Genomic DNA, 19,477 nt, shown 5'->3' with positions numbered 1-19,477 from the left:
TCAGGCCACCTCCACTGGCGTGCTACCCAGCCGGGTGAGCGCCTGAATCACGGCATCCGGCTCAAGCAGGCGCATGCAGTTGTAATGACCAAAACGGCAGGTGCGCTCAAAACAGGGACTGCACTCCAGGCCCAGCCGGACCACCTCGACTTCGTCGGCCAGCGGTGGTGTGAAGCCCGGCGAGGTCGAGCCGTACACCGCCACCAGCGGGCGGTTCAGCGCCGCAGCCACGTGCATCAGGCCGGAATCGTTGGACACCACGGCATCGGCGCACGACAGCAGGTCAATGGCTTCGGCGAGCGAGGTCTCGCCACTGAGGTTGACGGATTCTTCTCGCAGGCCGGGGATCAATTCCTGACGAATGCTCTCGCCGACCGGGTGATCCTTCTTCGAGCCGAACAGCCAGACCTGCCAGCCTTCACGGATACTGGCTTCGGCAACGTGTGCGTAATGCTCGGCAGGCCAGCGTTTGGACTCGCCGAACTCGGCACCCGGGCACAGCGCCAGCACCGGGCGATCCAGAACGAGACCGAACTTGAGCAGCGCAGCATCGCGAGTCGTGGGGTCGATGCGCAGGCTGGGTTTTGGATAAGGACGGGGCAACTCCGCGCCCTTGTCGAAAGCCAGCGCCATGAAGCGCTCGATCATCAGCGGGTAGCGCGGCTTGTCGAGGGTGCGCACGTCATTGAGCAGGCCATAGCGAAACTCGCCACGCCAGCCGGTACGTTTCGGGATACCGGCAAAAAACGGCACCAGCGCGGATTTCAGCGAATTGGGCAGCAGAATCGTCTGATCGTATTGGCCGGCGAGGGACTTGCCGATTCGCCGACGGGTCGCCAGTTCGAGGGCGCCGTGGCCGAGCGGAAAGCTGAGCGCAGCACGAACCTCGGGCATGCGCTCCAGTATCGGCCGGCTCCATTCCGGAGCCAGCACGTCGATTTCGCACTCGGGGTGACGCTGTTTCAGGCACTGGAACAGCGTTTGCGCCATCACCATGTCACCGACCCAGCTAGGCCCAACGATCAGAATTTTCATGTTCTATCCAAAAACGACCGGAAACGATCAGGGAGGCCGATCAGACTGCGTGACATTCCCACACAACCTGTCGCCTCCCTGTCATAGCTTTATATAGTGGGCACCGGGGCCTCGCGCAACCTTGCGGCTCAGCTCAACCCCATCTGCGTCCAGATCCGCATCACCTCACGCCGCTGGGCATGAAACTGATCACCACTGACCACGCCCGCCTGCTTCTGCAGGGCCTGACGGTGCGCCGCCGAACGGTAGGCCTTGTAGGCTTCACGCAACAGGCTGGCGTCCGCATCCGGCAACAGTCCGGCGTCTTCCAGCCCTTCGAGAATACGGATGTTATCGGTGTACAGCAGCAGGGCAGGATGCTCTCTGGACCATGCCAAAGCGGCGTATTGCACCATAAATTCGATGTCTACGATACCTCCGGCGTCCTGCTTGAGGTCGAATGGCACCGCCGCTTCGAACGCATTGGCTGCCCTGCCCGCCGCTGTCAGCCGGGTGCCGAGGTTGTCGCGCATCTTGGCACGCATCTCGCTGACTTCGGCTCGCAACGTGTCCAGGTCACGCGCGCGCCCCAACACCTCGGCGCGGACTTTCTCGAACTGCTCGCCCACATCGCGACTGCCCGTCAGCACACGGGCGCGCACCAGCGCCTGATGCTCCCAGGTCCAGGCTTCGCCGGCCTGATAGCGGGCAAAGGCACCTACCGAACTGACCAGCAGGCCGGAAGCACCAGACGGTCGCAAGCGCATGTCGACGTCATACAGCTGGCCGGAGTTGGTCTGCGTGGTCAGCAAATGGATGACCCGCTGCCCCAGCCGGGTGAAGAATTGCGCACTGTCGATGGGCTTGGCGCCGTCGGTCTCGGCCTGCAGATCACCGTCATGAATGAACACCAGGTCCAGATCGGAACCGTGGCCCAGCTCGATGCCGCCAACCTTGCCATAACCGACAATCACAAACCCCGGATCGCACAGCGAACCGTCAGGCCGCGACGGTGTGCCGTGGCGGGCCACGCTGTAACGCCAGGCCAGCGCCAGCACCTGCTCCAGAATCGCCTCAGCCAGCCAGGTCAGGTAATCACTGACTTTCATCAACGGCAGGCTACCGGAAATTTCTGACGCCGCGACCCGCAGGCTGTGGGCCAGCTTGAAGTGCCTCAGGGCTTCCATTTGCTGTTCAAGGTCGTCCTCGGGTATGCGGATCAGTCGCTCACGCAATTCGGCAGCCAGTTCCGGCGCCAATGGCGGATTGAACAGGCGACCTTCGTTGAGCAGCTCATCGAGCAGCAGCGGAAAGCGCGCGATCTGCTCCGCAATCCACGGGCTGGCGGCGCACAGGGTCAGCAGTTGTCGCAATGCATCCGGGTTCTCGGTGAGCAGCACCAGATACGCCGAGCGCCGGGCGACTGCCTCGACCAGCGGCAACACACGCTCAAGAACCAGATCAGGCTTTTCATGTTCCACCGCCTGCGCCAGCAGTCGGGGGATGAAGGCGTCCAGACGCTCGCGACTCAGACGCTGCATAGAACGCAGGTTCGGGCTGCTGCGCAGATTGGCCAGGTGTTTAAGCGCCCTGTCGGCGTCGACAAAACCGGCCTGCAACAGCTGACGGCCAGCAGCTTCTTCGTCCTGGGACTCTTCCCACAACGGCAGCCACTCGCCGCCGACCACGACTTCGCCGTCGTCCTCTTGCTCGTCGTCCGGATCGGAATCAGGGTCGGCGATCACCTGACGGAAGTGCCAGGACACGCGACCGCGCCAATGCATCAGCCGCTCGTGAAAACCGGCCCAATCGGCAAAGCCCATGATCAACGCGATACGCGCCTGATCCTGCTCGTTGTCGGGCAGCATTTGCGTCTGGCGGTCGGCAATGGCCTGGATGGCATGCTCGGTGTAACGCAGAAACTCGTAGCCCTCGCGCAACTCCTCGGTCACGGCGGAAGGCAGATAGCCCTGCCCTTCAAGGGTCTTGAGCACCTTGAACAGCGGACGCTGCTGCAGGCTCAGGTCGCGGCCACCGTGTATCAACTGGAACGCCTGGGCGATAAACTCGACCTCACGGATGCCGCCGGCACCGAGCTTTATGTTCTCGGCCATGCCTTTGCGTTTCACTTCCTGCTGAATCAGCTGCTTCATGGTGCGCAGCGCTTCGATGGCCGAGAAGTCCAGGTAACGGCGGTACACGAACGGGCGCAGCATCTCCAGCAATTCGGCGCCGGCGGCCTGATCGCCACCGACCACTCGCGCTTTGATCATCGCGTAACGTTCCCAGTCACGGCCCTGGTCCTGATAGTACTGCTCCAGCGCATTGAAACTGAGCACCAGCGCCCCGGATGAACCGTAGGGCCGCAGACGCATGTCGACGCGGAATACGAAGCCGTCGACCGTCACCGGGTCCAGCGCCTTAATCAGTCGCTGCCCCAGCCGGATGAAAAACTCCTGATTATCGAGCGGGCGCTTGGTGCCGGTCGTTTCTCCGCCCTCCGGATAGCCGAAGATCAGGTCGATGTCCGACGACAGGTTCAGCTCGACCGCGCCGAGCTTGCCCATGCCCAGAATGACCATGTGCTGTGGCGACCCTGAGTGACGACCGGTCGGCGTACCGAATTGCTGACACAAACGCTGGTAAAGCCAGTGGTAAGCGAGGTCGATCGAGGCATCGGCCATTTCCGACAAGTCGCGGCAGGTTTCGATCAGGTCTGCCTGGCGGGTCAGGTCGCGCCAGATAATCCGGACTTGCTGACGCGCGCGCTGTCGACGTAGATTACGCCCCAGTTCGTCCTCGCTGGCAGCGTTCAGCAGCGCCTCGGCAATTTGACCGCGCAATTGGCCGACAGAAAAGCTACGCTCCAGCTCGCCCGAATCGGCCAGTTGCAGCAGCATCTGCGGATCGCGACAGACTTGTTCGGTTACAAAATCGCTGGCCGCACATACCCGGTCGAATGCCTGGCGGCGCGCTTCGGGCCATGCCTCGAAAGAAGCCAGCGCCTGGTCCGACACATTAGTCAGTGCGGCCTGGAAGGTCTGCCGGGCACGGCTTATCAGTGGCAGCAGAATGGCCGGAAAATCGGCGAGTAAAGGTAGGCTCATGGTCTATCCTTGATCGGCGTGCAAACGCCCGTCCGTCATGTGTACGAGACGCGTCTGCCACCACCGCTTGTCGAACAAAGGTTATAAATTGCTGGAAAAATCAAATTAGAAGCATAAAAATCCGCTTTTTACCGGCAAGATATTCAATAGCAATCAACAGTAACGTTTTAAGTCACAACACAACAGAAGCGATTACGTCGCTTCTCTGTAGTTTTACTACTGGGTCCACAGAGTGGAGGGCTGAAATCGCCGTCGATTTGTAGTAAAACTACACGCCGCCGGATCCCACCCTCCGGTAATCCAAGAATTTATGTCGTCTGCCCACAAGGCCAGTCGCAAACTCAGGCAACCGATTCTGGAAGCCTTTCCGCCCTGGAGCAAGCCATGCAAGACCTCGATCCCGTCGAAACCCAGGAATGGCTGGACGCCCTGGAATCGGTTCTCGACAAAGAAGGCGAAGACCGCGCTCACTACCTGATGACCCGTTTGGGCGAGCTGGCCACCCGTAGTGGTTCGCAGCTGCCGTACGCCATCACTACGCCATACCGCAACACGATTCCGGTTACCCACGAAGCACGCATGCCTGGCGACCTGTTCATGGAACGCCGCATTCGCTCGCTGGTGCGCTGGAACGCATTGGCAATGGTGGTGAAAACCAACCTGAACGACCCGGATCTGGGCGGCCACATCTCCAGCTTCGCCTCCAGCGCCACGCTGTATGACATCGGTTTCAACTACTTCTTCCAGGCCCCGACCGACGAACACGGCGGCGACCTGATCTACTTCCAGGGTCACGCATCGCCAGGCGTCTACGCCCGTGCGTTCCTGGAAGGCCGCATCACTGAAGACCAGATGAACAACTTCCGCCAGGAAGTCGACGGCAATGGCCTGTCTTCTTACCCGCACCCGTGGCTGATGAAGGATTTCTGGCAGTTCCCGACCGTGTCGATGGGCCTTGGCCCGATCCAGGCGATCTACCAGGCCCGCTTCATGAAGTACCTGGAGCACCGCGGTTACATTCCGGAAGGCAAGCAGAAAGTCTGGTGCTTCCTGGGTGACGGCGAGACCGACGAGCCGGAATCCCTGGGCGCCATCGCCCTGGCCGGTCGCGAGAAGCTCGACAACCTGATCTTCGTCGTCAACTGCAACCTTCAGCGCCTCGACGGTCCGGTTCGCGGCAACGCCAAGATCATCCAGGAACTGGAAGGCGTGTTCCGTGGCGCTCAGTGGAACGTCACCAAAGTCATCTGGGGCCGTTTCTGGGACCCGCTGCTGGCCAAGGACGTCGACGGTATCCTGCAACGTCGTATGGACGAAGTCATCGACGGCGAATACCAGAACTACAAAGCCAAAGACGGCGCGTTCGTTCGCGAGCACTTCTTCAACTCGCCTGAACTCAAGGCGATGGTTGCCGATCTGTCCGACGACGAGATCTGGAAACTCAACCGTGGCGGCCACGACCCGTACAAGGTCTATGCGGCGTATCACGAAGCCGTCAACCACAAGGGTCAACCGACCGTGGTTCTGGCCAAGACCATCAAAGGTTATGGCACCGGTGCCGGCGAAGCGAAAAACACTGCGCACAACACCAAGAAGGTCGATGTCGACAGCCTGCGTCACTTCCGTGACCGTTTCGACATCCCGGTCAAGGACGCCGAGCTTGAAGCCCTGCCGTTCTACAAGCCGGAAGAAGGCAGCGCCGAGGCCCGTTACCTGAGCGAGCGTCGTGCTGCGCTGGGTGGCTTCGTGCCACAGCGTCGCGCACAGAGCTTCAACCTGCCGACCCCGCCACTCGACACCCTCAAGGCCATCCTTGACGGCTCGGGCGACCGCGAAATTTCCACCACGATGGCTTTCGTGCGCATCCTGACGCAACTGGTCAAGGACAAGGAAATCGGTCAGCGCATCGTGCCGATCATTCCGGACGAAGCCCGTACCTTCGGTATGGAAGGCATGTTCCGCCAACTGGGCATCTACTCGTCGGTCGGCCAGCTCTACGAGCCAGTCGATAAAGAACAAGTGATGTTCTATCGCGAAGACAAGAAAGGCCAGATCCTCGAAGAAGGCATCAACGAAGCGGGCGCCATGTCCTCCTTCATCGCTGCCGGCACGTCGTATTCCAGCCACAACCAGCCGATGATTCCGTTCTACATCTTCTACTCGATGTTCGGTTTCCAGCGCATTGGCGACCTGGCCTGGGCCGCTGGCGACAGCCGCACCCGTGGCTTCCTGATCGGCGGCACCGCCGGCCGTACCACGCTGAACGGCGAAGGTCTGCAACACGAAGACGGTCACAGCCACATCCTGGCATCGACCATCCCGAACTGCCGCACCTTCGACCCGACTTACGGTTACGAACTGGCAGTGATCATCCAGGATGGCATGCGCCGGATGTTCGAAGAACAGCAGGACGTTTTCTACTACCTGACCGTGATGAACGAATCCTACGCCCAGCCAGCCATGCCGGCCGGCGTCGAGGAAGGGATCGTCAAGGGCATGTACCTGCTCGAAGAAGACACCCGGGAAGCGGCGCACCACGTCCAGTTGCTGGGCTCGGGCACCATCCTGCGTGAAGTGCGCGAAGCGGCGAAGATTCTCCGTGACGAGTTCAACATCGGCGCCGACGTCTGGAGCGTTACCAGCTTCAACGAATTGCGTCGCGACGGTCTGGCGGTAGAGCGCAACAACCGCCTGCACCCTGGCCAGAAGCCGGAATCGAGCTACGTCGAGCAGTGCCTCGGCGGTCGCAAGGGTCCGGTCATTGCCTCGACTGACTACATGAAACTGTTCGCTGACCAGATTCGTCAGTGGGTTCCAACCAAGGAATACAAAGTCCTGGGCACCGACGGTTTCGGCCGTAGCGACAGCCGCAAGAAGCTGCGTCACTTCTTTGAAGTCGATCGCCACTTCGTGGTGCTGGCAGCCCTGGAAGCCTTGGCTGACCGTGGCGATATCGAACCCAAGGTTGTGGCGGAAGCCATCGTCAAGTTCGGCATCGATCCTGAAAAACGCAATCCACTGGACTGCTAAGAGTCTGCTTCAAGAGCGCTGATCAGAGCGTAAACAGCCGAGGATGCGGAATTTACCCACTGTAAATGAGCATCCAACGCTGTTTCGTTGTAACTGAACCAGCGTATTCGTGAGTGAACAGGTTCTCCTAAGGAGAGACATAGTGAGTGAGTTAATTCGTGTACCCGACATCGGCAACGGTGAAGGCGAAGTCATTGAATTGATGGTCAAGGTCGGTGATCGCATCGAAGCCGACCAGAGCGTTCTGACGCTTGAATCGGACAAGGCGAGCATGGAAATTCCGGCCCCCAAGACCGGTGTCATCAAGGCCATGAAGGTCAAGCTGGGCGACCGCCTGAAAGAAGGCGACGAGCTGTTCGAGCTTGAAGTGGAAGGCGAAGCCTCTGCTGCGCCGGCACCTGCTGCCGAACCTGCAGCAGCCCCTGCCGCTGCCGAGAAACCGGCTGAAGCCGCCCCCGCTGCCGCCGAGCCCGCTCCGGCGGCTGCCGCGACCGTTCAGGACATTCATGTCCCGGACATCGGTTCGTCGGGCAAGGCCAAGATCATCGAACTGATGGTCAAGGTCGGCGACTCCATTCAGGCTGATCAGTCGTTGATCACCCTGGAATCCGACAAGGCCAGCATGGAGATTCCGTCTCCTGCCGCAGGCGTTGTGGAAAGCATCGAAGTCAAACTGGATCAGGAAGTCGGCACCGGCGACCTGATTCTGAAGCTGAAAGTCGAAGGCGCTGCGCCTGCTGCTGCACCGGCCCCTGCCGCCAGCGCACCGGCTGCCGCGCCAGCCAAAGCTGAAGCCCCTGCCCCGGCCGCAGCTCCCGCGCCGAAAGCCGAGGCTGCACCGGCTCCGGCCGCACCGGCCAAAGACGGCGCCAAGGTTCACGCAGGCCCGGCTGTTCGTCAGCTGGCACGCGAGTTCGGCGTCGAGCTGAACGCAGTCAGCGCCACCGGCCCGCATGGCCGTGTGCTGAAAGAAGACGTTCAGGCCTACGTCAAGACCATGATGCAGAAAGCCAAGGAAGCTCCGGCCGGCGGCGCAAGCGGCGGCTCGGGCATCCCGCTGATCCCGGAAGTCGATTTCAGCCGTTTCGGCGAAATCGAAGAAGTGCCTATGACGCGCCTGATGCAACTGGGCGCTTCGGGCCTGCACCGCAGCTGGCTGAACATTCCGCACGTTACGCAATTCGATCAGGCCGACATCACCGACCTGGAAGCTTTCCGTGTCGCGCAGAAAGGCGCTGCCGAGAAAGCCGGCGTCAAGCTGACCGTTCTGCCGCTGCTGCTCAAATCCTGCGCACACCTGCTCAAGGAACTGCCGGACTTCAACGCTTCGCTGGCGCCAAGCGGCAAGGCTGTGATCCGCAAGAAGTACGTACACATCGGCTTCGCCGTGGACACCCCGGACGGCTTGCTGGTGCCGGTTATCCGCGATGTCGATCAGAAGAGCCTGTTGCAACTGGCAGCAGAAGCCGCCGCACTGGCTGAAAAGGCGCGCAACAAGAAGCTGACCGCGAACGACATGCAGGGCGCGTGCTTCACCATTTCCAGCCTCGGCCACATTGGCGGCACCGGCTTCACGCCGATCGTCAACGCGCCGGAAGTGGCGTTCCTTGGTGTTGCCAAGGCAACCATCCAGCCTGTCTGGGACGGCAAAGCCTTCCAGCCTAAACTGATGCTGCCATTGTCTCTGTCCTACGATCACCGCGTGATCAACGGTGCAGCGGCTGCCCGCTTCACCAAGCGCTTGAGCGAATTGCTGGCGGACATCCGCACAATCCTGCTGTAAGCCAGCCAGGCCCGCCGCGTGGCGGGCCTGGCCGTACACCTTTGCGAGCTGCCACGCTCGAACCTCAACCCCGCCCTCCAGCGGGGATTTTTTTGTCTGGCTATCCTGCGTCATACACAGATTCGCTCGACCTGAAGTTGAAACTCACTCTCTGTGGGAGCGGACTTGTCCGCGAAAGGGGCGGTATGTTCACCGAAAATGCGTCGTCCGAACCACCGTCTTCGCGGACAAGCCCGCTCCCACAAAAGTCTCGCCGTTCAGGCCACTCTGCGCCTGGGACGGCAAAGCCTTCCAGCGTCATACACAGATTCGCTCGACCTGAAGTTGAAACTCACTCTATGTGGGAGCGGACAAGTCCGCTCCCACAAAAGCCTCGCCGTTCAGGCCACTCTGCGTCTGGGACGGCAAAGCCTTCCAGCGTCATACACAGATTCGCTCGACCTAAAGTTGAAACTCACTCTCTGTGGGAGCGGACTTGTCCGCGAAAGGGGCGGTATGTTCACCGAAAATGCGTCGCCTGAACCACCGTCTTCGCGGACAAGCGAAGCGTCGCCCGGTCCGCTCCCACAAAAGCCTCGCGGTCGGTGCCAGGTCTGGCTGGCGGGTGATACACTGCGCGACATTTTTGTTTTGCAGGTTCACCGTCGTGACTAACACCGCTTTCAATTCTCTGCCCCTGTCTGCTGCCATGCTGGCTAACCTGGAGTCGCTTGGTTATGCCGAAATGACGCCGATTCAGGCGCAGAGCCTGCCGGTGATCCTCAAGGGCATGGACCTGATCGCTCAGGCCAAGACAGGCAGCGGCAAGACCGCTGCGTTCGGCATCGGCCTGCTTAACCCGATCAACACGCGCTTCTTCGGCTGCCAGGCGCTGGTCATGTGCCCGACCCGCGAACTGGCCGATCAGGTGGCCAAGGAAATCCGTCGCCTGGCCCGTTCGGAAGACAACATCAAGGTGCTGACCCTCTGCGGCGGCGTGTCTTTCGGCCCGCAGATCGGCTCGCTGGAACACGGCGCGCACATCATCGTCGGCACGCCGGGCCGCATTCAGCAGCATTTGCGCAAAGGCTCGCTGGTGCTGGACGGCTTGAACACGCTGATTCTCGATGAAGCCGATCGCATGCTGGACATGGGTTTCTACGACGCCATTGCCGACATCATCGAGCAGACCCCGCAACGTCGCCAGACCCTGCTGTTCTCGGCCACCTACCCGGTCGGCATCAAGCAGCTGTCGTCGAAGTTCATGCGCGACCCACAGACGGTAAAAGTCGAGGCGCTGCACGCCGACAGTCAGATCGAACAGATTTTCTACGAGATCTCCCCCGAGCAGCGCCTGGAAGCGGTGGTCAAGGTCCTCGGTCATTTCCGCCCGACGTCCTGCGTGGCGTTCTGCTTCACCAAGCAGCAGGTTCAGGAAGTGGTCGATCACCTGACCGCCAAGGGCATGTCTGCCGTCGGCCTGCATGGCGATCTGGAGCAGCGTGACCGTGATCAGGTGCTGGCGATGTTTGCCAACCGCAGCACCTCGGTGCTGGTCGCCACCGACGTGGCGGCACGCGGTCTGGATATCGATGCGCTGGACATGGTGATCAACGTCGAACTGGCGCGCGATTCGGAAATCCACATTCACCGCGTTGGTCGTACCGGTCGCGCAGGCGAAAAAGGCATCGCGGTCAGCCTCGTGGCACCGTCGGAAAGCCAGCGAGCCCGCGCCATCGAAGAACTGCAAAAAGCCCCGCTGAACTGGCAGCAGTACGATCAGTTGAGCATCAAGGAAGGCGGCAAGCTGCTGCCGGCCATGACAACCCTGTGCATCGGTTCGGGCCGCAAGGACAAACTGCGTCCGGGCGATATCCTTGGCGCCCTGACCGGTGAAGCCGGCATTCCCGGTACTCAGGTGGGCAAGATTGCCATTTTCGACTTCCAGGCCTATGTCGCCGTCGAACGCAGCATGGCCAAGCAGGCGCTGGAGCGTCTGAACAACGGCAAGATCAAAGGCAAGTCGCTGCGCGTACGGATTTTGTAAAGTTTATCGTTGACCCTGACAGTCCCTACGCTCCACGCCAAGCGTCATATACAGGCTCCGAAGGGCCCGAAACGCGGTTTTAAGGCTTCTGCCCGCAGGGCGTGGGAGCGAACTTGTTCGCGAAGACGGTAGTTCAGACGATAAATTTTCGAAGAACATACCGGCCCTTTCGCGAACAAGTTCGCTCCCACGGCCTTCGGCCAGAATCAAAAACAGGCTTGTGTATAGCTTAGAGCGGAGCATGGGGACGATCATCACAGATCGATTTGCATAACCGAGGAAACACGCTGTGCCCGTTACTGACGTTGTAATCATTGGCGCTGGCGCCGCAGGACTGATGTGTGCGTTTACCGCTGCCGCTCGCGGACGCAAGGTCATGTTGATCGACCACGCCAACAAGCCCGGCAAGAAGATCCTCATGTCCGGTGGCGGGCGCTGCAACTTCACCAATACGTACACCGAGCCGGCCAATTTTTTGTCGCAGAACCCGCACTTCTGCAAATCGGCGCTGGCCCGCTACACCCAATGGGACTTCATCGCGATGGTCGCCAAACATGGCGTGCCGTATCACGAGAAAAAACTGGGGCAGTTGTTCTGCGACAACAAGTCCAGCGACATTCTGGAGATGCTTCTTGAAGAATGCCGTCAGGCCGGTGTCGACCTGCACATGGACACCTCGGTACAACAGATCGACAAAACCGACGCCGGTTACAGCCTGCAAACCACGCTGGGTACGCTGACCTGCGAATCACTGGTCATCGCCACCGGCGGGCTGTCGATCCCGACGCTGGGCGCAACCGGTTTCGGTTATCAGGTCGGCAAGCAGTTCGGCCACACGCTGCTGCCCACCCGCGCCGGGCTGGTGCCGTTCACCATCACCGACCAGCTCAAGGAAGTGTGTACCGAGCTGTCCGGCACCTCGGTGGACTGCCTGGTGAGCTGCAACGACATCAGCTTCCGGGAAAACATCCTGTTCACGCATCGCGGCCTCAGTGGCCCGGCGATCTTGCAGATCTCTTCGTTCTGGCAGCCCGGTGACACCGTGGAAATCAACCTGCTGCCCGATCATGACGTACCCGCGTGGCTCACCGGACAACAGGCCGAACGCCCCAACAGTGAGCTGAAAACCCTGCTGGGCGAAATCTTCACCAAGAAGATGGCCAACCTGATCGCCGAACACTGGTTCGCCTCGAAACCCATGAAGCAGTACACCCACGCCGAACTGGCCGACATCGCCGAAAAGCTCGCGAGCTGGAAAGTGGTCCCGGCCGGCACTGAAGGCTATCGCACTGCCGAAGTGACGCTGGGTGGCATCGACACCCGCGAAGTGTCGTCCAAGACGATGGAGTCGCTGAAGTCCCCTGGCCTCTATTTCATTGGCGAAGTGCTGGACGTGAGCGGCCACCTGGGCGGTTTCAACTTCCAGTGGGCCTGGGCCTCGGCTTATGCAGCGGCGCACTATGTTTGACGTAACGTTTTGACATAACACCGCACCACTGCAAACCGGTACAAATTTTGCGAATCGGATGTACAGCCAGCCATTTGGTCTGTACATATCCTCCTGCAAGATCGATCAATAGCGCACAGGGCCGTCAGCTTATCCATGGCATCGAAATCTCTCCGTCATACACTCCGTCGATTGTGGGCGCTGGATAAATTCAGCTATAGCGTTCGAGTCTTTATCGCCCTGACCGGCAGCATGGCGCTGTGCTGGTATCAAAACGAGATGGCCCTGCTGATCCCACTGTTTCTGGGAATCATCGCCTGCGCACTCGCCGAAACCGATGACAGCTGGCAAGGCCGCCTCAACGCGTTGGCCGTGACCCTGGTGTGTTTCAGCATCGCCGCCCTCGCCGTCGAACTGCTGTTCCCTTACCCGTGGCTGTTTGTCTGCTCCCTGGCGCTGGCCAGCTTTTGCCTGACCATGCTCGGCGCACTGGGCGAACGTTACGGTGCCATCGCCTACGGCACGCTGATTCTCTCGGTCTACACCATGATTGGCGTCGATCAGCGTGGCGGCGAAGTGCTGGACTTCTGGCATGAACCGATGCTGCTGGTGGCGGGCGCGGCCTGGTACGGCCTGCTGTCAGTGCTATGGCAGATGCTGTTTTCCAACCAGCCGGTGCAGCAGGCGCTGGCACGCCTGTTTCGTGAGCTGGGGCAATACCTGAAACTCAAATCGACGCTGTTCGAACCGATTCGCACACTTGATGTAGAAGCGCGGCGACTGGAACTGGCGCAGCAGAACGGCCGGGTGGTTGCGGCGCTGAACTCTACCAAGGAAATCATCCTGCACCGCGTCGGCAGCGGTCGCCCCGGCTCGAAGGTCAGCCGCTACCTGAAGCTGTACTTCATTGCACAGGACATTCACGAACGCGCCAGTTCGTCGCATTACCCTTACAACTCACTGGCCGAGGCGTTTTTCCACAGTGACGTGCTGTTCCGCTGCCAGCGCCTCTTGCGTCAGCAAGGTGTGGCCTGTCAGGCGCTCTCAGAGTCCATCCAGCTGCGTCAGCCGTTCGTTTATGACCCAAGCTTCGCCGAAGCCATGGAAGACCTGCAGGCGTCGCTTGAGCACCTGCGCATCCAGAGCAACCCGGCGTGGCGCGGCTTGCTGCGTTCGCTGCGTGCATTGGCTGCCAACCTGGGTACGCTCGACCGCCTGATCAGCGACGCCAGCAACCCGGACGCCGTTGCCGACGCCACCGACAGCAGCCTGCTGGACCGCTCGCCGCGCAACCTCAAAGATGTCTGGACGCGCCTGCGCCTGCAGATGACCCCGACATCGCTGCTGTTTCGCCACGCCTTGCGCCTGCCACTGGCGCTGACCATCGGCTATGCGATGGTGCATCTGATCCACCCGTCGCAAGGCTACTGGATCATTCTGACGACCGTGTTTGTCTGCCAGCCCAGTTACGGCGCCACCCGGCGCAAGCTCGGGCAGAGGATCATCGGAACGGCGATTGGCCTGACGGTCGGCTGGGTGCTGTTCGACCTGGTCACCAGCCCTATTCTGCAATCGATGTGTGCGGTGCTGGCCGGCGTGGTGTTCTTCGTCAACCGCACCACGCGCTACACCCTGTCGACCGCCGCCATCACGGTCATGGTGCTGTTCTGCTTCAATCAGGTGGGTGACGGTTACGGCCTGTTTCTGCCGCGCCTGTTCGACACCCTGCTGGGCAGCCTGATCGCCGGTCTTGCCGTGTTTCTGTTCCTGCCCGACTGGCAGGGCCGACGCCTGAACAAAGTGCTGGCCAACACCCTGACCTGCAACAGCATTTACCTGCGCCAGATCATGCAGCAGTACGCCAAGGGCAAAAGCGACGACCTGGCCTACCGACTGGCCAGGCGCAACGCCCACAATGCTGACGCCGCGTTGTCGACCACGCTGGCAAACATGCTCATGGAGCCCGGTCACTTTCGCAAGGAAGCAGACGTCGGTTTCCGTTTTCTGGTGCTGTCGCACACGTTGCTGAGCTACCTGTCAGGCCTGGGCGCGCACCGGGACACGCAATTGCCGGCTGACATCCGCGAGCACCTGATCGATAACGTCGGCCCCACGCTGGCCGCCAGCATTGATGAAATCGCCTCAGGGCTGGCCGAGAAGAAGCCTGTCGCGGTGCAAAGTGATGCCGAGGAAGCGCTGGCTTCGCAACTCGAGCAGCTTCCGGAAGAGATGGATGAAAGCCAGCGTCTGGTACAAGCCCAACTGGCCCTGATCTGCCGTCAACTGGCTCCGTTGCGCACCCTTGCAGCGCACCTGATCAAAGTTCCGGAGGCGGTTGCAGACCGTGCAGTCTGAGCAGTTCTTCGTAAGTGCCGTCAGCTTTCATGGCGGCAATCTCGCGGTCAAAATCGGCAACGATTTTCGCGTGATTCGGGTTTTTCAGACTGACCAGAATGTGCAGGCTGTTCTCGCTCAATGAGCCCGGCACCAGCTCGACCCGATTGCGCACTTCATCAGACTCCAGTGCCAGGTTGTAGCGGGCGACGTATTCATCTTCCAGCGCGAGGTCGACTCGACCGGCTGCCAGCATGCGCACTGCCGTGGAGAAGTTCTGCACCAGCACCTTCTTGAGCAGCGTGTCGTTATCGAACGCAGGTGAATACGCGTACCCCCTTACAACGGCAATGCGGTATTCATGAAGCTGCTCATGGGTCAGGTTACCGATGGGCGATTCCTTGCGCTTGATGAAGCGAATCCGATTGAGCAGATACTCCGTTGAAAACTGCCCCACCTTGGTACGGTCTTCGCTGAACCAGGCGTTGATCAGCACATCATGACGCCCTTCGCGCAACCCCAGCATGGCCCGCGCCCAAGGCACCTGCTCGTACAGCGTGGAATAACCCGCGCGGCGCAATGCCGTATTGACGATGTCCGTGGCGAGGCCGCCATTGAGCAGCATTGCGTCGGTGAACGGTGGCCAAGGGTCCGCGACCAGACGCAGTTTTTCCGCTGAGCTGGCAGGTGCCATCAGCAAAAAGACCAGCAACCCAACTGCGCGAAGCAAATTCGACATGCCCAGGTTCCTGAGAAGATCGGCGAGCCCGATTCACTCCTATCGGCAGCAAAACGGTCGTTCATTAGCGTGTCTGCACATTATTCAAGACCCTGAGCAGTCAATAGACAACTCGCAGGGAGGACATGTTCTGCAAAGCTGCGCGTACTTGAATGACAGCGTTTATTGGGAATGTCGCCGGATACGTTTAGACTTCGCTTCTGGTTTATCTGCGAGTCTGCGACATGTCTATCGAATGGATCTGCAAACATCACACCGAATTGAGCATCCAGCAGCTCTTCGCCGTGCTGCAACTGCGCGCGGAGGTGTTTGTGGTCGAGCAGCAATGCGTTTATCTGGACGTGGACGGGCAGGACCTGACAGGCGATACCTGCCACTTGATGGCCTGGCAAGGCGACAAACTGGTGGCGTACCTTCGCCTGCTCGACCCCATCCAGCAGGGCGGCGACGTGACCATCGGCCGAGTGGTGACCTCGCCGTCGATTCGCAGCAGAGGGATTGGCCATGAACTGATGGTCCAGGCCCTCGAAAATGCCGAACGCAAATGGCCAGACCAGCCTATTTACTTATCGGCTCAGGCTCACTTGCAGGGCTATTACAGCCGCTACGGCTTCGACCCTATCGGCGAAATCTACCTGGAAGACGACATTCCCCACATTGGTATGCGTCGCGATCTGGACTAAGGCAACATTGAAAAAGGATTCGTCGATGGAGGTCAGCAAGACTAAAAGCAGTTTTTATCGCCGCCTGTATGTGGCGTACCTGATTGATTCGAAGCTCGCCTGCAGCGTACCCGAATTGATGGCAGTGACCGGCATGCCACGCCGCACCGCGCAGGACACCATCAGCGCGCTCGCCGATCTGGACATCGCGTGCGAATTCGAACAGCAGGAAGGTGCTCGCCATCACGCCGGCAGTTACTGCATTCGCGACTGGGGCGCCATCGACAAGGCCTGGATCGCCCGCAACCTGAATGGCATCAAGGCGGTGCTTGGTTACCCTTGAGGGGTGCCAGCCTGTAGATCGCGATACGTCAGGTAAACGCGCAAGTCGAATTCCAGCTGGTGGTAGCCGGGCAGCATGTGTTCGCACAACTGGTAAAACGCCTTGTTGTGGTCTGACTCCCGGAAATGAGCCAGCTCATGGACGACGATCATTTTCAGAAATTCCGGCGGTGCTTCCTTGAACAGGGCCGCCACACGAATCTCGTTGCTGGCCTTGAGCTTGCCGCCCTGCACCCTGGATATCTTGGTGTGCAGCCCGAGCGCGCGATGAGTCAGGTCGAGGCGATTATCGAACAGGACTTTTTTGATGGCCGGCGCGTTGCGCAGGTGATCCTGCTTCAAGCCCAACGCGAAGGCATAAAGGGCCTTGTCGCTTTGAATCTGATGGCGCTCGGGGTAGCGCTGTTGCAGGTAATCCGCCAGCCGGCCCTGCTCGATCAACTGCTGAACCTGATCCTGCAGGGCCTGCGGATAGGCTTGCAGGTATTTGAGCGGGGCGGGGCTGAGCGCGGTCATAGGTCGCTGGCGATGGTCAGAAAGGCGCCATTCTACAGCAATCCATTGCGCTTCAAGGCTGACACCTCAACGTGCGCCGGGAAATGCAGAGCCTCTTCGGCCACCATCGGGTGCGAGATAAAAAACCCCTGCACAATCTGACAGCCGTTATCGGCCAGCCATTGGTATTGCTCATGGGTCTCGACGCCCTCGGCAATCACCAGCATATCCAGGTTGCGACTCAGATCGATAATGCTGCTTGCCAGCGCCGACTCTCGCCTGGACCCGATAATGTTGGCCACAAACCGCCGGTCGAGCTTCAGGGTGTCCAGTTGCAGGTTACGCAGGTGCGACAGTGAGCACTCCCCCGTGCCAAAGTCGTCCAGCGCAATGCGCACACCGATATCGTGCAGCAACCCCAACTGTTTGTGGCTGTGCGTGAGGTTGTTGACCAGCGAGCTTTCCGTGATTTCCACCTCCAGCTGGCCCGGCTTCAGCTCGAAACGATCCATCGCACGTTTCAGCTCCGACGCCAGGTTGGGCATGCAGAACTGCGTGGGGCTCACGCAGACGCTCACCACCACCTCAGAAGCAAACACCCGACTCCAGACCTGACGCTGCTCGGCACCTTGATCGAAGATCCAGCCGCCCAGCCGGTTGATCAGCCGTGTTTCTTCCAGCAGCGGGATGAACAGCGCAGGAGGCACTTCGCCGACCGCCGGATGCTGCCAGCGCAGCAGCGCCTCGAACCCTCGCAGCCGACCGTCCGCGACATGAATCTGGGGCTGATAGACCACCGAGAAGTCCTTGCCGTCGATGGCCGTGCGCACACTCTCTTCCAGCATCAGCCGTGAGCGAGCGCGCCCGTTCATGTTCTGGTCATAGAACCGGTATTGCTGGCGCCCTGCGCGCTTGGCCTCGTACATGGCGATATCCGCCGCACGTAACAAGCCGTCCAGATTCGAGCCGCAATCCGGAAAGGTCGCAATGCCGACGCTCGCGCCAAGGGTGATATCGACACCGTCAACCTGCCGCCTGCCCGATACACGCTCAATGAGCTTTTCCGCTATTTTTGCAGCCTGCTCGGGATAGTCGAGGCCATCGATGACCACGGTAAACTCGTCGCCACCTACCCGCGCCAGCACGTCATAAGGCCGCATGCAGTCCTTGAATTGCTGAGCGACCCAGAGCAACACCTGATCGCCGGCATCGTGGCCGAGCGCATCGTTGATCTGCTTGAAGCCGTCCAGATCCATGAACAGCACAACGAGGTATTTATCCGCCTGTTCATTGCGCAACAGCATGCTTTCGACGGCCTGATACAGCCCGCGCCGATTGAGCAGACCGGTCAAGGCATCGGTAACGGCCTGTTTTTCAAGTTGCTGATAAAGGTCACGGACCACCGACATGTCCAGCACCGTCAGCACCATCGCCTTCTGCTCGGCAGGCAGCGCGGCACAGGACAAGGCGACCGGCAACTGCGTGCCCTGCACCGTGCGCAGAACAGCATCGTGTACCCGGTAGGTGTCTGCTTTGCGATAGTGCTGATAGAAGCCCGACTCCAGCCAGCCGCCCACTTGTGGCTCGACGACATAATCGAGCACCTGGGTGCCGCGCAACTGATCGACCGATGCATTCAACAGCTGGCAGATGGCAGGGTTGGCAAAGCTGATCAAGCCGGCTTCGTCCACGACCAGAATACCTTCGGCCACGTTGGACAGGACCGAGGCGTTAAACGCCCGAGCCGACTCCAGTTCGTGGGAAAGCTGCTGCAGTGCCCGACGATTGCGCTGCTGCTCCAGCAGGGTCTGCACCTTGGGCTTAAGAACGTTGGGGTCGAACGGTTTGAAGAGGTAATCCGTCGCACCGTTTGCGTACCCTTTTTGCACCGCGTCCTGGGTCTGCTCGTTGGCTGTCAGAAAAATAATGGGGGTGAGCCGGGTGCGTTGGCTGCCACGCATCAATCGCGCGACCTCGAAACCGTCCATGCCCGGCATCTGTACGTCCAGCAATACCAGATCGACTTCCTGCTCCAGAAGCACCGTCAGCGCTTCAATGCCTGAGCTGGCGGTCACGATGTGCCAATCCGTCCTTTGCAGAACAGCGCACATCGTCACCAGATTTTCCGGGTAATCGTCTACAACCAACAATACTGAAGAGCCATCATGTGGCTGGGGTGGCACGCGTTCCATGCTGCTTCTCTGTGTGGGTATGACGCCTGTACGTCAGGACGACCGTCATACGTTGGTTCCAACTCTAGCCCCGTCTTGCCAAAAGCAGAAGCAAGGCACCTCTTCCCAATCATCAAAGTTCGATCTAACCGACTAACGGTCATTCTCTACAGCCCTTGAAAACCCTGCCCTGCAGAAAAAGTGACAGCACTTTGACGTCATTCGTTCGACAATTTTCCATTAACAAATTGTCTTACAAGCCGTATAAAACCCTCCCCCAACCTTTCCCTACAGACCAGAGACCTTCATCGCTGGCAAAACGTATTT

Annotated in this window: 12 protein-coding genes; 7 read left to right on the top strand and 5 right to left on the bottom strand. The window is 59.9% G+C overall.

Annotation, left to right across the window (positions count from 1 at the left end; all coding sequences use genetic code 11):
- The gene (waaF, locus tag BW686_RS02880; RefSeq protein ID WP_084914127.1) at positions 1–1,035 is read right to left on the bottom strand and encodes a lipopolysaccharide heptosyltransferase II; all 1,035 of its coding nucleotides are present in this window, start codon (positions 1,033–1,035) and stop codon (positions 1–3) included.
- A 128-nt stretch (positions 1,036–1,163) separates the two neighbouring features.
- Positions 1,164–4,121, bottom strand: coding sequence for a bifunctional [glutamate--ammonia ligase]-adenylyl-L-tyrosine phosphorylase/[glutamate--ammonia-ligase] adenylyltransferase (glnE, locus tag BW686_RS02875; RefSeq protein WP_084914126.1), 2,958 nt, complete (start codon positions 4,119–4,121; stop codon positions 1,164–1,166).
- A 384-nt stretch (positions 4,122–4,505) separates the two neighbouring features.
- Between glnE and aceE the strand changes: the two genes are divergently transcribed.
- The 5 genes from aceE (at position 4,506) to yccS (ending at position 14,762) form a co-directional block, all read left to right on the top strand.
- Positions 4,506–7,151: a pyruvate dehydrogenase (acetyl-transferring), homodimeric type gene (gene aceE, locus BW686_RS02870; RefSeq protein WP_084914125.1), complete on the top strand. Its 2,646-nt coding sequence runs from the start codon at positions 4,506–4,508 to the stop codon at positions 7,149–7,151.
- 142 nt (positions 7,152–7,293) lie between these two features.
- Positions 7,294–8,934, top strand: coding sequence for a dihydrolipoyllysine-residue acetyltransferase (gene aceF / locus BW686_RS02865; protein ID WP_084914124.1), 1,641 nt, complete (start codon positions 7,294–7,296; stop codon positions 8,932–8,934).
- Between the two features lie 646 nt (positions 8,935–9,580).
- Positions 9,581–10,960, top strand: coding sequence for an ATP-dependent RNA helicase DbpA (gene dbpA, locus BW686_RS02860; RefSeq protein WP_084914123.1), 1,380 nt, complete (start codon positions 9,581–9,583; stop codon positions 10,958–10,960).
- 289 nt (positions 10,961–11,249) lie between these two features.
- The gene (locus tag BW686_RS02855) at positions 11,250–12,428 is read left to right on the top strand and encodes an NAD(P)/FAD-dependent oxidoreductase (protein WP_084914122.1); all 1,179 of its coding nucleotides are present in this window, start codon (positions 11,250–11,252) and stop codon (positions 12,426–12,428) included.
- Between the two features lie 135 nt (positions 12,429–12,563).
- Complete coding sequence (yccS, locus tag BW686_RS02850; protein ID WP_084914121.1) at positions 12,564–14,762, top strand: YccS family putative transporter; 2,199 nt, start codon at positions 12,564–12,566, stop codon at positions 14,760–14,762.
- Here yccS and BW686_RS02845 read toward each other — a convergent pair.
- A complete protein-coding gene (locus BW686_RS02845) occupies positions 14,725–15,480 on the bottom strand; it encodes a substrate-binding periplasmic protein (RefSeq protein WP_084914120.1) in 756 nt (251 codons plus the stop codon). The genes yccS and BW686_RS02845 overlap by 38 nt on opposite strands.
- Positions 15,481–15,704: 224 nt before the next feature.
- Here BW686_RS02845 and BW686_RS02840 point away from each other — a divergent pair, with 224 nt between their 5' ends.
- Positions 15,705–16,163 carry a GNAT family N-acetyltransferase gene (locus BW686_RS02840; protein WP_084914119.1) on the top strand — a complete coding sequence of 153 codons (459 nt, stop codon included), beginning with the start codon at positions 15,705–15,707 and terminating at the stop codon, positions 16,161–16,163.
- Positions 16,164–16,188: 25 nt separating this feature from the next.
- Positions 16,189–16,485, top strand: coding sequence for a winged helix-turn-helix domain-containing protein (locus BW686_RS02835; protein WP_084914118.1), 297 nt, complete (start codon positions 16,189–16,191; stop codon positions 16,483–16,485).
- Here the strand turns inward: BW686_RS02835 and BW686_RS02830 are convergent.
- On the bottom strand, positions 16,476–17,000 hold the full coding sequence (locus BW686_RS02830) for a M48 metallopeptidase family protein (protein WP_084914117.1): 525 nt from the start codon (positions 16,998–17,000) through the stop codon (positions 16,476–16,478). The genes BW686_RS02835 and BW686_RS02830 overlap by 10 nt on opposite strands.
- Positions 17,001–17,032: 32 nt before the next feature.
- Positions 17,033–19,171: an EAL domain-containing protein gene (locus BW686_RS02825; RefSeq protein WP_179149148.1), complete on the bottom strand. Its 2,139-nt coding sequence runs from the start codon at positions 19,169–19,171 to the stop codon at positions 17,033–17,035.
- Positions 19,172–19,477 lie beyond the last annotated feature (306 nt).

Source organism: Pseudomonas syringae (assembly GCF_002157375.1).
GTDB lineage: Bacteria > Pseudomonadota > Gammaproteobacteria > Pseudomonadales > Pseudomonadaceae > Aquipseudomonas > Aquipseudomonas syringae_T.
This window is presented reverse-complemented; position numbering and strand designations above follow the sequence as displayed.